10 protein-coding genes and 2 pseudogenes are annotated in these 14,115 nt (G+C 41.5%); 11 read left to right on the forward strand and 1 reads right to left on the reverse strand.

The window, feature by feature from the left end; genetic code table 11:
* Window positions 1-4: 4 nt before the first annotated feature.
* Window positions 5-3,236, reverse strand: a pseudogene (locus F7734_RS13290) (DEAD/DEAH box helicase).
* 211 nt (window positions 3,237-3,447) lie between these two features.
* Between F7734_RS13290 and F7734_RS13295 the strand changes: the two are divergent.
* The 11 genes and pseudogenes from F7734_RS13295 (at window position 3,448) to rfaE2 (ending at window position 13,801) form a co-directional block, all read left to right on the forward strand.
* Window positions 3,448-3,951, forward strand: coding sequence for a hypothetical protein (locus tag F7734_RS13295; protein ID WP_155745173.1), 504 nt, complete (start codon window positions 3,448-3,450; stop codon window positions 3,949-3,951).
* Window positions 3,952-4,018: 67 nt separating this feature from the next.
* A complete protein-coding gene (locus F7734_RS13300) occupies window positions 4,019-4,219 on the forward strand; it encodes a hypothetical protein (protein WP_155745174.1) in 201 nt (66 codons plus the stop codon).
* Window positions 4,220-4,348: 129 nt separating this feature from the next.
* Window positions 4,349-5,590, forward strand: coding sequence for a hypothetical protein (locus F7734_RS13305; protein WP_155745175.1), 1,242 nt, complete (start codon window positions 4,349-4,351; stop codon window positions 5,588-5,590).
* 246 nt (window positions 5,591-5,836) lie between these two features.
* A pseudogene (locus F7734_RS13310) lies at window positions 5,837-5,980 on the forward strand (sugar transferase); the annotation flags it as partial.
* Between the two features lie 246 nt (window positions 5,981-6,226).
* Entirely contained in the window at window positions 6,227-7,336 is a 1,110-nt protein-coding gene (locus F7734_RS13315; protein WP_166481885.1) for a glycosyltransferase family 9 protein, read from the forward strand.
* Window positions 7,323-7,736, forward strand: coding sequence for a hypothetical protein (locus F7734_RS13320; RefSeq protein WP_155745176.1), 414 nt, complete (start codon window positions 7,323-7,325; stop codon window positions 7,734-7,736). The genes F7734_RS13315 and F7734_RS13320 overlap by 14 nt, the downstream gene beginning before the upstream one ends.
* A 20-nt stretch (window positions 7,737-7,756) precedes the next feature.
* A complete protein-coding gene (locus F7734_RS13325) occupies window positions 7,757-8,716 on the forward strand; it encodes a glycosyltransferase (RefSeq protein WP_155745177.1) in 960 nt (319 codons plus the stop codon).
* 87 nt (window positions 8,717-8,803) lie between these two features.
* Window positions 8,804-10,738 (forward strand): glycosyltransferase, encoded by a 1,935-nt coding sequence (locus F7734_RS13330; RefSeq protein ID WP_155745178.1) that lies wholly within the window; start codon window positions 8,804-8,806, stop codon window positions 10,736-10,738.
* 114 nt (window positions 10,739-10,852) lie between these two features.
* Window positions 10,853-11,578, forward strand: coding sequence for an SDR family oxidoreductase (locus tag F7734_RS13335; protein WP_155745179.1), 726 nt, complete (start codon window positions 10,853-10,855; stop codon window positions 11,576-11,578).
* Between the two features lie 98 nt (window positions 11,579-11,676).
* Window positions 11,677-12,291 carry an HAD family hydrolase gene (locus tag F7734_RS13340; protein WP_155745180.1) on the forward strand — a complete coding sequence of 205 codons (615 nt, stop codon included), beginning with the start codon at window positions 11,677-11,679 and terminating at the stop codon, window positions 12,289-12,291.
* On the forward strand, window positions 12,281-13,801 hold the full coding sequence (rfaE2, locus tag F7734_RS13345; RefSeq protein ID WP_166481886.1) for a D-glycero-beta-D-manno-heptose 1-phosphate adenylyltransferase: 1,521 nt from the start codon (window positions 12,281-12,283) through the stop codon (window positions 13,799-13,801). The genes F7734_RS13340 and rfaE2 overlap by 11 nt, the downstream gene beginning before the upstream one ends.
* Window positions 13,802-14,115: the final 314 nt, after the last annotated feature.

Here is a 14,115-nt window from a genome sequence, read left to right on the forward strand (position 1 = left end):
AATATCACTCCAAAACTGCGCTTTTATTCAAGGCAATGAGTTGCTTAAATGCTTCGTTATCCAATTCCGTTAACCAGGACTCATCTGAACCAACCACGCTAGCAGAAAGTTTTTTCTTATCTTCAATCATTTGGTCGATTTTCTCTTCCAAAGTCCCAATTGCCACAAACTTATGGACAAAAACATTTTTATTTTGACCGATACGAAAAGCACGGTCAGTTGCTTGGTCTTCAACGGCTGGATTCCACCATCGGTCAAAGTGGAAAACGTGGTTTGCTTTCGTCAAAGTGATACCGACACCACCTGCTTTTAAGGAAAGTACAAACGCAGATGGTTCTGTTTCTGGGTCTTGAAATTCACTAATCATACTTTCTCTCTTCTGACGGCTAGTACCACCATGCAGGTAGTAAGTGTTGCAGTGCAGAGAGTGTTTTATATATTTTTCTATCGCTTCACAAATTTCGGTAAACTGACTAAAAATGAGTAAACTTTCTCCTGCTGAAACTGCTTCTTCCACCATTTCTGCCAAACGACTGAATTTATGCGATCGCTCAACAGAATACTCACTACTATCCTGCAAAAATTGTGCCGGATGGTTGCAAACCTGCTTTAATTTCATAAGAGTTGAGAGAATTAATCCCTTCCGTTGAATCCCCTCCGCTTCTTGTAGTTTTTCCTCAACATCTCGAATGACAACTTCATACAGTGAAGCCTGTTCTTTTGTCAAATTCGTGTATAACTTTTGTTCTACCTTATCAGGTAAATCATTAATAATAGAGCGATCCGTCTTCACCCGACGCAGAATTAAAGGTTCAACTAGCTTTTTAAGATTTTACCTTGTCGTTATTCTTCTGAATGGGAATTTCAAACGACTTCCGAAACTGTGCTTCTTTCTCCAAGTAGCCAGGATTGAGAAAGTTAAAAATTGACCACAAATCCAACAAACGATTTTCTACAGGAGTCCCCGTTAAAGCAAGACGGTGTTTTGCCGATAGTTTCAAAATCGCTTTCGTTTGGGCAGCTTTAGGGTTCTTAATATTTTGTGCCTCATCCAACACAACCCGTTGCCACTGCAGGCTACCTAAAAGCTTCTCATCTTTACGAGCCAGGGTAAAGGAAGTAATCACGACATCATGTTCTTGACTTGCTGCTTTAAAGTCAGCAGAATTCTGAAAGCGACTGCTACCGTGATGCACCATGGTTTTTAGATGAGGTGCAAACTTAGCAATTTCCTTTTGCCAATTGCCTACAACAGAAGTGGGGGCGATGATGAGGGTGGGTGATAAGGAGTGAGGGAGTGAGAGAGTGAGGGAGGGAGAGAAGTTTCCTTCCTCTTTCTCTTCTTCTTCCCTTTCTTGCACAACTCTAGCAATAACTTGCAGGGACTTACCCAAACCCATATCGTCCGCCAGACAACCGTTAAGTCCCAAACGTTCCAAGTAACTCAGCCAAGACACACCACGTTTTTGATATTCTCGCAGGTTACCTTGTAAGGACATAGGATCGGAAATTGCTTCAAGCTGGCTTTTGTCTTGCAACTTAGCCATCATTTCTGATAAAAATTCATCGTGCTCAACTTCCCACTCATCCCCAGCTTCCGCACTGCGTTGCAGAAATTCCAACACAGACATTTCTTGTTGTTCTTTTGTCTGCGACTCCCAGAATTCAAGTAACTCCTGCATTTTATCTCGGTCTAGTTCCATCCACTGACCGCGAAAATGCACGAGAGGTGCTTTGGCGTTAATCAGTTGTTCCCACTCTTGTGATGTAACAACTTGGTCACCAATAGCTAGCTCGTACTGATACTGTACGAGTGAGTCGAGACTAAAATAGCCTTTTGTTTTGGTTTTTCCTGCACTTTGCTTGGAAGCAGACGCCTTGAGACGAATCTTAGCGCGACGGCGACCTACAGGAGTATACCAGGCTGGTACAATCACTTTAAACCCTGTATCTTGCAATACCCAAGCAGTTTCCTTAAGAAACTTAAAGGCTTCTTCTAATGTCAGTTGCACTCCTGTGGGATGTTCGGTTTCCATTCCCTGCCACAACTGAGGATACATCCGTGCAGCATATCCCAGATTAAGTAGCAAATTGGTTTCAAAATCTTGACCGAATTGCTTGTGTACTCCAGCTTTAGTTTTTTGACTCATTGTCCAATAGTCAAAAAGTGCCAATTTTAAAGAGGGGTCTTGTTTGCTAGCTACGAGAAACTGAAGAAACCAATTATCCAAAGCATCTGGGGAAGGGGAATGCAATTGAAAGCAGAGGTTAAAGGGGGAGTTAGTTTGAGTGCGGGTAATTTTAGTTTTCCACGCCAGCCATTGCTTATATTCTTCTAGAGAAGTCTTAGTGGAAATTGGGTTATGTTTGCTGCGATCGAGACACTCTTGAAGCAAAGAATCGGCGATTTGTTTGTCAAAAGAGGCTGGAAACGGTGTGTGAGTCACTATGTTATCAAGTAGGGACTCAGAAAAGTGGCGTAACAGTGTTTCGTTATCAAAAAACTCAACTGGATCGTTGGATGTCATTGAACCTGCCACACAAATAAGCGGCATATACTCAATGTATTTTTTTATATTTGATTCGTATTGTTCGGAGATAATTTCCCAAGTGGGGTAAATTTCAAAGGATGGCTTACTGGTTTTTGGTTGTTTTCCTTTTTTCTTAGAAACTGTAGCTTCTAACTCTCGGTATTTTAAAGCTGGAATATATTGGTCTTTCAAAATAACTTGCTTAAAAGCTTGCGTGTAGTGATACCAAAATAAAAGGTCTGAACCCAGTTGAATTTCTTGAGAATTGTAGAGTGCTAAAAAGTGGATATCGTTAATAATTTTAATAGCGTTAATGGCTTTCGGCGTTTGAAAATTATCAGTTTTAGTCGTTGTCACAAGTTCGTAGCAATCTACCTGCCAGTATTGAAAGCCATCATATTCAGCAGGGATTTCTTCCTCCAAATACTTAGTTAATTCTGGTGATGGTAAGGGCCGATAGTTGTTGGTTGGAAGGGCAAAGTATTTAGGTGATATGCGTTCTCGCAGTTTAATTGCTGGTTCTTGGATGCCCAACGCTTGTATTAAGAATGTTTCTAATTCATCTCCAGTCAGATGTCCGGGGTGGAGTGTCTGTTGAGTGCGGTATTCTTTGAAGAAAGGGGTTTCTACCCACAAGTAAAAGGAACCTGACTGCAAAAAGCCAGTCTGTGCATGAGGTATCCATGTACCATGAATAACTTTCATAACTCAAGCCTCTAGCGTGCCATCATTCTGGAGGACTACAGTTACTTTACCATTTAGTTAGGGAGTAGGGAGTAGGGAGTAGGGAGTAAGGAGTAAGAAATTTTCATTATCTCGTTGTGAGCTATGGTCTGTGGGTAGCTATCTTTTAATCCCCAATCCTCAATTCCTAGCTCCTAATCCCTAACCCCTAACCCCTAACCCCTAACCCCTAATGAAAGCTTTGCTTCTAACGTTACTTGTGCCATGTGCGATCGCGCTGACGAGTTGCACCACCTTAACCACCACTCAGTACGAAGCTACAGCACTTACTAAGTATACCTGGCAAGTTAAATATGCCAACGACCTAACTAATGAAACATCACCGCGTATTGAAACCTTTGGTACTACCTCTTTACTCAATCGTAATGGTATAAAGCCAGAAGGAGCAGTCACTGGTCCTGATGACAAAGGACTGTGGTGGGCTGCTTTACCGCCAAGACCTTCAGTGGATGAAGTGGAACAAAAACAGCAGGGACAAGAAGCAGGTCAGATCGAATTGTTGAAATCTGTTGACTACCAATTGACGTATACAGTGGGTGGAGAACAAAGGACATTGCCTGCTAACTATCAAGTGTATAGAGAAGTCGTCAAAGCATATCCATCACGCACTCCTTTACAGTTGACGTTAGGGGTGAACGATGACTCCGTTGAGAAAGCAGAACCATCTAGCAACTGAGGTTCTTCTCTTAACGTTTTTGCTATTTTTCAAATACTCCTTTCCTGCCTGAAGATTACTGATTTCAATGAACCGCAAAGACGCAAAGGACAAGAAGAAAGAGGAAAAGAAGAACGGGAATCTTATAGTGAGAAGGGAGTCAATACTGCAAGGGCTGAGCGTAAAAATCCGAAAATACGTAGGTTGGGTTGAGGAACGAAACCCAACTATAATTTTTGAGTCTTATCGAAATGAAGTGTTACCACCAAACGAAATAGAGTTTTTTTGATCTGCGCTCGCGCACCTGTGGTATTCATAAAATAGTGTGACACTTAGATGAGTGGATGTATTGAGACAAAATCTTGTGTTTTCTGTGCTACCTTTTAGCCAATAAAGGCTAGGATAAGCGGGGTGGCTTATGAGACGTAAGTTACTGACTATACTCATCAGTTTAATCATTTTATTATCAATTCAAATACCATTACCTGCTTGTGCTCAAACCAACTTTCACGATTTAACTTCGAGTCAAGTTCAACAGCTAACTGCCATTAAGTATAGTCTTACAACAGTTGATGACCTAGAATCGCGAGGTGTCTTGAGTGTGGATCTAGCTAACTTGCAAAGAAAATATTACTTAACAAATGCACAAACTCTGCTTAGTTCTCCAGTAGCACCAGAGCAATTAACGGCTTTGTTGAAGAATTATGACAAGCTGCATGATGTTCAAACTTTAAGCATTAAGCAGCGTATCGCGGGCTTTTTCACCTTTGTCAATATTATATGGTTCGCTTCTAGCATCTTACTGGTAATCGCAATTGGTTGGCTTGTTGCACTTTATTTGCTACCGATTCTCTTTGCAATTCCTCCTGGAGTCTATGAAATTATCATTTATGCTGTCTGTTTGACGTCGATTGTTGGGGGTCGAGAGTTTGCTTCTGGAATCGCTGAATTTATTGCTCTACCCGGTTGTTTGGGCTTAATTGGAGCATTGACTTTTAGTGAATATTTGCACAGAAAGGCACTTCAACAGTTTTACGAGGAAAGCAAAATCGATAGATTCTCTCTATATTCCCTTATTCTCTTCTGTATTTGGGCGGCAGTAGCAATTGCTTATAACAGTGTTACGATCGCGTTCCTATCAGTCATTTCTCTAGAGACTTTCTTGGGCTTCTCGGTATTAGTCATGCCATTATGTTATTTTATTGGCTTTAGAGAAAGAAAAGTTATTCCTCGGACAACAGCCGCTTCTTTCTTGCTTTTAGTGTTTTATGTAGGACTGAAAATAACCCAAACAGACATTGCCTACCTTAACATTTTCTCCTCTGGCGCACTGTTTATGGGTGCGTTTGTGTATTTCATAGGTTTATTGATTCTCTCATCGAAGTGGCACGGTCACAACAATCTATGGCACTACGTGGGACTCCAAATATTAACTATTGTTTCTGGTGTTGCAGCAATATTTATTGGTTCAGTGTGGCACATTGCCCAACTGCAAGGTATCGGCGGAACATTCTTGTTTCTGTATCTCTTGGAAAAATATTGGGAACTGCCTTGGAAAAAGCAAAGCTGGGCTTGGGCTACTTTGGGTTTAGCGGTTTTGCTCTATCTTTCATCGTTAATTGTAAGGATGTACCCGCAGTATTTTCTTTTTTCGGTCTAACGAAGTTGTATCAACTCCATGATAATCTAGCAAAAGCGGATGAAATTCTGAAGATGTCTTTTGCAAATTCTCTGATTTCGCGTGGATAGCTAGGTGGATAATCTTGTGTTCTCCAGAGTATACTATCTGTAACAATGCGATCGTAACCACCAGATAGTATTTTTACTGTTGTTTAAGTAAGAAACTGTTACACAAAGCTTTCCACAAATTTTTACATTCAATTAGCACGCTAAGTACGGAAGAGCCGCTAATGGACGTTCCAGTATTAAAGACTTTGAAGATATTGTTCGTATGGATCTCAACTACCAACAACATTGGTCTATCACCTACGATCTTGGTTTGATCTTAAAAACTCTCAAGATTGTCTTGAATAAAAGCGGTGCTTGCTAATAACTTAAGCTATAGTGATAAAGTTGGAGGAGAAATCATCCCCACAAAGAAGGAAAAATAAATTGATTTTCTATGTAAGCGAGAGCACACGTTGGCTCATTCATCACCTTTGCTCTCTTTGGTACTTTCTTTTTGTGCATTTGCACAATTGCAATTGTACAAAGCAAAAAATTCTTTGGTCATATGCCTAATGAACTGTGATGTGCGGCAGAGTATGTTTATATTAGTCGCCCAGGAGGTATATGCGTGTTACAAGAAAATCGACTTAGCAAGCATCTACCCATTGCTCGAATCGCCATTATGCGATCGCTTCCCGGCTTGGGCGATTTACTATGTGCTGTACCTGCTATGAGAGCAGTAAGATTTGCTTTCCCAGAAGCCAAAATTACCTTAATTGGTCTTGTATGGGCGCGAAGTTTCGTAGAGCGGTTCAGCCATTACTTAGATGATTTTTTGGAATTTCCCGGTTACCCTGGAATTCCAGAAGTTGCACCACCAATTCACAAAATCCCGCAGTTTTTTGCGAACGTCCAGCAACAATGCTTTGACTTGGCATTGCAAATGCACGGTAGCGGTATTGTTAGCAATTCCTTCAGTGTTTTACTTGGTGCTCGCGTCAATGCTGGTTTTTACCAACCTGGGCAATACTGTCCAGACCCAAATTATTTTTTGCCTTACCCTGCAGATCAACCAGAGGTATCGCGTCATCTACGTTTAATGGAATACTTGAGAATTCCATTGCAGGGAGACAATCTAGAGTTTCCTCTATGGCAAGAAGATTTTTTAGCTTTACAGCAAATAGAGGCTATTCAAGCCCTAAAGAAAGGTCACTATATCTGCGTTCATCCGGGTGCAAGCGTACCAGAAAGACGTTGGTCAAAAGAGTTGTTTGCAGCTATTGCCGATACCATTGCTGCTCGTGGTTTTCAGGTTGTATTGACCGGTACAGCCCCAGAAGCTAGTTTAACGCAGTCAATTGCAGAAATGATGCAGACCAAACCAATTGATTTGGCAGGGCAAACCAGCTTGGGTGCAATGGCAGCCCTTTTAAGTCAAGCAGTCTTACTCGTTTGTAACGATACAGGTGTCTCGCATTTAGCAGCCGCTTTGCAAGTCAAGAGCGTTGTTATTTTCTCCAACTCAGAGCCAAATCGTTGGGCTCCACTCAATCGCGATCGCCATCGTATTGTGGTAGACAAGGGAGAGGGGGGAGACAAGGGAGACATGGTAGATAAAAAGGAACTTTTTACCATGTCTCCCTTGTCTACCTTGTCCACCTTGTCTCCCACTCTAGAAAAAGTCATGGCTCAAGTAGACGAACTACTGCCTAAGGGAGTTTTAAATGCTACTAGATAATTGGCAGAACGTGCAGAATATTCTTGTCATACACAGCGGGAGCGATCGCAACGAGACACAAATTCTTCTGACACTAGAAAAGTTACGTCAATTGCAACCCAATTCATATATCACTTTGATGGGGTCTTCACACAAAATCAATTCCTATTCATCTTGGGTAGATGAGGTATTTATTTATGAAGAAATTGGTGAAAAGTTTGTCAATCCCGAACATGAATTAGCTCTAATTTCTAAACTTAGCCAGGGTAGTTTTGATGCTGCTGTCATTTGTACAGAGCCAGGAGAGTCACCATATTCTTTAGCTTATATTTGCTATTTGGCAGGAATTCCAATACGTATTGGTCGCTCGCAAGAATTTGGTGGTAGCGTTCTTTCTAAATCGATAAAGGATAATTCATAATTCATAATTCATAATTTTTTATGCGTATTTTAACTTGGCACATCCATGGTAGCTATTTGTACTACCTAACTCAGAGTTCTCATGAATTTTATTTGCCCGTCAAGCCCGAACGTCCAGAAGGATATGGTGGTCGTCTTGGTGGCTTACCTTGGCCAGATAATGTTCATGATGTCCCTGCTTCAGAGATAAAAAATCTTAAGGTAGACTGTATTTTGTTTCAGTCACGCAAAAACTATCTTGAAGACCAGTACGAAATTCTCTCCGAGTCCCAACGACAACTCCCAAAAATTTATTTGGAACACGATCCCCCACGGGAACAACCAACAGATACTCGCCATGTTGTGAACGATCCCAATATTTTACTCGTTCATGTAACCCACTTTAACCAATTGATGTGGGATAGCGGTCAAACTCCTACTTATGTTATTGAACATGGCGTAACTATACCAGATGGTATCTGTTATACGGGTGAGCTAGAACGAGGATTGGTTGTTGTTAATGGATTGCGATCGCGAGGTCGTCGTTTGGGTATTGATGTATTTGAACGTGTTCGCCAAGAAATTCCTCTGGATTTAGTTGGTATGGGTGCAGAAAAACTAGGTGGACTAGGTGAGATACCACACCATCAAATACCAGCATTTGCTTCACGTTACCGCTTCTTTTTCAATCCCATTCGCTACACTAGCTTAGGGCTTGCTGTCTGCGAAGCAATGATGGTGGGATTGCCAATTATTGGGTTGGCAACAACTGAAATGGCAACAGTTGTAGAAAACGGAGTTTCTGGTTACATCAGTACTGATGTAGACAAGTTAATTCTTCAAATGAAGCAACTTTTAAATAACAAAACACAGGCGGAAAAACTGAGCCTAGGAGCAAGGAAAACAGCACAAAAGCGGTTTAATATCAAGAGATTTATCCAGGATTGGGATAAAGTTTTTAAATTAGTCATTTGTCCTTCGTCCTTAGTCCCAAGCAAATGACAAATGGCTAATGGCTAATGGCTAATGGCTAATAGCTAATAGCTAATGGTTAATGACAAATGACACTTGACAAATGACAAATAATAAATGACTAAATCCATTGCCTTAATTAGCGAACATGCTTCACCTCTTGGTTCTTTTGGAGGTGCAGATAGCGGTGGTCAAAACGTATATGTAGGACAAATAGCTAAACATTTAGCTGCATTGGGTTATAAAGTAGATGTTTTTACCAGGCGGGACAGTCACGAACTACCAGAAATTATGGAATGGATGAATGGTGTTCGGATTATTAATGTTCCTGCTGGTCCTGCTGTATACGTGCGAAAAGAAGATATGTTGCCGTATATGGAGGAATTTACAACATATGTTTTGAATTTTTGTCAAAATAACTCTTATGGGAATAAATATCGATATAATTTGATACATGCTAATTTTTGGATGTCAGCATTGGTAGCTGCAGAAATTAAGCGAATTTTGGGTATTCCTTTTATTGTTACTTTCCATGCACTTGGTAGAGTCCGCCGTTTTTGGCAAGGTGATGCAGACGAATTTCCTGACGATCGCTTTACCATTGAAGACCGCATTGTGAAAGAAGCTGACCACATTATTGCTGAGTGTCCTCAGGATGAGGAGGACTTGCGAAAACTTTACTGTGCCAAAAAAGAGAATATAACTATTATTCCTTGCGGCTTTGATGCAGCTGAGTTTTGGCAAGTTAATAAGATATCTGCTCGTGAAAAGCTAGGCTTATCTCCCAATGAAAATATCATTCTTCAGTTAGGGCGTCTAGTTCCTCGTAAAGGAGTAGATACAGTCATTCGAGCTTTTGGACGTGTTTTGCAGCAGTATCAAATCCCCGCACGACTGTTGATTGTAGGAGGTGAGTCAGAAGAACCAGACCCCTGTATTACACCTGAAATTAATCGGTTGCAGGCTGTTGCTCTTGAAGAGGGTGTTGAGTCACAAGTGACATTTGTTGGGCGTCGCAGTCGTGAAATACTTAAATATTATTATTGTGCCTCAGATGTATTTGTTACAACACCTTGGTATGAACCATTTGGTATTACACCCTTAGAAGCCATGGCTTGCGGAACTCCTGTCATTGGTTCTAACGTTGGAGGAATCAAATTTACAGTCAAAGATTCTGAAACAGGGTATCTTGTACCACCAAACAATCCAGATACAATTGCAGAAAAAATTGCCTATCTGCTCAAAAATCCTGAAATACGCGATCGCATGGGCTTTCAAGGGATAGATCGTGTCGCTCGCTACTTCACTTGGAAAAAAGTGACAAACTCTATTGCCTCTTTGTACGAAAAAGTTTTGCATCACAAGCAAAAAACAATTATTTCTTCTCTCCCACCTTCTTCCTCAGCCTCCCTCATTGATGAAAGTTTTACAGCAGCAATTGCGGTGATGGAAAAATCCAGACACACTCTAAAAACTGCAATTCAAGAAGCCGCAGAACTTCTCTTTTCTTGCTTTTCTTTGGGCGGTAAAGTGCTAGTTTGTGGTAATGGAGGAAGTGCAGCAGATGCCCAACATTTTGCTGCGGAGTTTGTTGGTAAATTACGATGTTCAAAACGGTCGGGATTGCCAGTAATGGCATTGACAGCAGATTCAGCTTTTTTAACGGCGTGGGCTAATGATGTTGGGTACGAGCACGTTTTTGCCAGACAGGTAGAAGCATTTGCTCAACCAGGAGATGTATTACTCGGTATCAGTACGAGTGGGCGATCGCGTAATATCATTGAAGCATTCAAAACTGCCCGTCACCTTCACATCAATACAATTGCTCTTTTAGGTGGTGATGGTGGAGAAGTATTAGAGATGGCAGATTCAGCAGTTGTTGTACCAGCAACTGATACTCAACGTATCCAAGAAGTACAACATATTGTTCTCCATATTTTATGTGAGTTAGTAGAAACTAGGGGACTGGCAACAGGGGAAAGCGTGAATCCTCAAAGCCGAATCCCCAATACTGAATCACGAATCATCAATCGCAAAGCTTTAATCATTTAATACCAGTTTGAATAAAGAATGTGACAGATGGTTGCTCTAATTCAAGTCTAGATATGACTTTCTCAATCCAAAATCTAAAATCTAAAATCCAAAATGGTAAAAGGAGTCAAAACTATGCAAGAACTACAAGGAAAAGTCGTTTTAGTGACAGGAGGCGGACGCGGACTTGGAGAAGCCACCTGTCAGACATTATCTTCAGCAGGTGCTAGTGTTGTTGTTGCCGATATTCGAGATGACTTAGCAAATAAAGTCAGTGGAGAAATTCAGTCTAATGGCTTTCAAGCACAGCCATTAGTGCTAGATGTGACGAATGAGGAACAAGTAGAGACTGCGATTCATAAGATAGTTTCTCAGTACGGACGCTTGGATGCTTTAATTAACAATGCAGGTACAGATGTGACCGTCTCTATAGAAGAACTTTCCATCAAGGATTGGGATAGGATTCTTGCAGTTAACTTACGCGCTCCTTTCATTATGTCAAAGTTCGCTTTGCCAGTTATGAAAGAACAAAAAAGCGGTCACATTATTAACATTTCTTCCACTGCAGCAAAGCGTGCTTGGCCCAATGCCTCAGCATACCATGCAAGTAAATGGGGGCTTTTAGGTTTCAGTCATGCTTTGCACGTAGAGGCTCGCCCTTACAATATTAAGGTGACAGCTTTGGTTGCAGGTGGAATGGAAACGCCCTTTTTACTCGATAGATTCCCGGATATAGATGTAAGCAAGTTACAAAATCCCAAGAATGTCGCCGCCACGATTCGGTTCTTGCTGTCCACACCAGAAGGAACAGTCATTCCCGAAATGATGGTTCTGCCAATGGCTGAAAGTTCTTGGCCATAATTGTCATTAGTCAATAGTCATTTGTCATTAGCAATTAGCCATTAGCAATTAGCCATTAGCCATTTGTCCTTTGTTAATGCCCCATGCCCATTTGCCCCATGCCCAAGAAAACAGTATTTCTGGATAAGGACGGGACTCTTATTGAGGATGTGCCTTATAATGTTGACCCAAAGTATATTAAACTGGCGACAGGTGCGATTGAGGGGCTACTGCTTCTCGAAAAGTTGGGATATGAGTTGATTGTCATCAGCAATCAGTCGGGTGTGGCTCGCGGATATTTTCAGGAATCTGCTCTTGTGGGTGTGGAGGAATATTTGCGTAACCTTCTTGGTGAGGCTGGTATCCATTTATCGGGCTTTTACTACTGTCCCCATCACCCGGATGGAGTGGTTTCAGAGTTTGCCATTGCTTGTGATTGTCGCAAGCCAGCTCCTGGATTATTATTACGTGCAGCAAGCGATCGCAACATCGATTTACACGCATCTTGGTTTATTGGTGACATCCTCAATGATGTAGAAGCTGGACACCGTGCGGGTTGTAAAACGATATTAATTAACAATGGAAATGAAACAGAATGGGAGTTGTCTCCCTTGCGAACTCCAGATTTCATTGTGAGTGACTTTGCAGAAGCAGCACGAGCGATCTTTTCTGTAGATAGCAATTCTGAATGTAGGGGACAATCAGTACTGGCGGAGGTGATTCGTGAAGCCTGACTTGCTAAAGTTGTTGGATAAAATCGCTAACCTTCACGTCATTGTTATTGGTGAAGCCATGCTTGATGGCTATTTGGAAGGATTTAGCGATCGTCTTTGCCCGGAAGCTCCAGTGCCAGTTGTTACTGTTAACAATCGCGTGTACGTTCCTGGCGGTGCAGCCAATACTGCTGTTAATATTGCCCGTCTTGGCGGACAAGTGACACTTTTATCAGTCATTGGTGACGATACAGAAAGTTTACAGTTAAATAGAGCACTTTCAGAACAGGGTGTTTCTACGACAGACTTAATCGCTCATCCAGCTAGAGAAACACTTGCCAAGCAAAGAGCGATCGCATCATCACAAATACTGCTTAGAATAGATACAGGAACGACAACAGCTATCGATCGCGATACAGAACAAGCACTGATTGCAAAACTACAACTTATCTTTCCAAAATGTCAGGCTGTCATTATCTCTGATTACGGTTATGGAATTTTAACAGCGAAAGTCATTGATGCGATCGCACAACTGCAACAGCAGCATCCCCGAATCCTAGTTGTTGATTCCAAAAACCTCACTGCATACCGACATCTTAACGTAACAGCAGTCAAACCAAACTACGAACAGACAACACAATTACTGAAAATTCCCTCTTGCACCCCCATCCAAAATCAAGAGAGAATCTTACGTGCAGAACAAATTGCACCATACGGCGAGAAACTTCTTGATATAACAGGCGCGAAAATAGTTGCTGTCACACTAGATGCAGAAGGTTCAATTATCTTTCAGCGAGATTCCCCACCGCACCGTACATACACTCAACCGACAACCCAATCCCGTACCACAGGCGCAGGAGATACTTATACGAGTGCCTTAACCTTAGCCCTAGCAGCTAGTGCAGCAACACCATTGGCTGCAGATTTTGCTGCAAGTGCTGCAGCAGTAGTTGTGAGAAACGAAGGAACCACCACCTGTTCCCTAGAAGAACTCCGGCTGTTTCTATCTTCCTTATCCCCTCCAATCCCCAATCGCCAGTACCCAATCCCCATTGCCCCAAAAAACATAACAGATAGCAACCAACTCATTACCCTTGTTACTATATACCGCAAAGCAGGATACAAAATAGTTTTCACCAATGGCTGCTTCGACATTCTTCATGCTGGACACGTTTCCTACCTCAATCGTGCCAAAGCATTAGGGGATATTTTAATCATTGGTGTCAATTCAGATAATAGCATTCGCCGGATTAAAGGAGAAAAACGCCCCATCAACTCATTGGAAGATCGTATCCAAGTTTTAGGTGGACTGGGTTGTGTCGATCATCTGATTGCGTTTGATAAAGACACACCTATCAACCTAATTCGATTAGTGCAACCTGATATTTACGTTAAAGGCGGTGATTACACAATAGAAACACTACCAGAAGCACCTGTAATACAACAATTTGGTGGTATTGTCAAACTGTTACCATTCCTAGAAAATCGTTCGACAACACAAATCATCAAAAAAATTATTCAAAACCACTAGTATCATTTTGGGTTTTAGATTTTGGATTGAGAAAGTTACGTCTAAACTGAATTGCAGTCAACTATTTGTCACGTTTTTTGTTCAAATTGATATAACTATATACAAGCGTAGAGCATTGCTACAAACTACCAATCATGTAAAGGCAAAAGGCTTTCTCACATCATGTCCGTTAGCATAACCATAATAAAAATTTCTTCATTTCTTAGCGCCTTTGCGACGGCAGGCGCTTCAACGGGGGGAACCCCCGCAACGCGCTGCCTCGTCTTTGCGTGAGTTTTATTTAGGGTATATAAGCGGACATGATATCAATCCAA

The organism is Scytonema sp. UIC 10036 (assembly GCF_009725235.1).

Excerpts from the sequence above, each read along its gene's own strand:
- F7734_RS13295 (WP_155745173.1), top strand. The coding sequence starts at position 3,448 with ATGAAAGCTTTGCTTCTAACGTTACTTGTGCCATGTGCGATCGCGCTG.
- F7734_RS13300 (WP_155745174.1), top strand. The coding sequence starts at position 4,019 with ATGAACCGCAAAGACGCAAAGGACAAGAAGAAAGAGGAAAAGAAGAAC.
- F7734_RS13305 (WP_155745175.1), top strand. The coding sequence starts at position 4,349 with ATGAGACGTAAGTTACTGACTATACTCATCAGTTTAATCATTTTATTA.
- F7734_RS13320 (WP_155745176.1), top strand. The coding sequence starts at position 7,323 with ATGCTACTAGATAATTGGCAGAACGTGCAGAATATTCTTGTCATACAC.
- F7734_RS13325 (WP_155745177.1), top strand. The coding sequence starts at position 7,757 with ATGCGTATTTTAACTTGGCACATCCATGGTAGCTATTTGTACTACCTA.
- F7734_RS13330 (WP_155745178.1), top strand. The coding sequence starts at position 8,804 with ATGACTAAATCCATTGCCTTAATTAGCGAACATGCTTCACCTCTTGGT.
- F7734_RS13335 (WP_155745179.1), top strand. The coding sequence starts at position 10,853 with ATGCAAGAACTACAAGGAAAAGTCGTTTTAGTGACAGGAGGCGGACGC.
- F7734_RS13340 (WP_155745180.1), top strand. The coding sequence starts at position 11,677 with ATGCCCAAGAAAACAGTATTTCTGGATAAGGACGGGACTCTTATTGAG.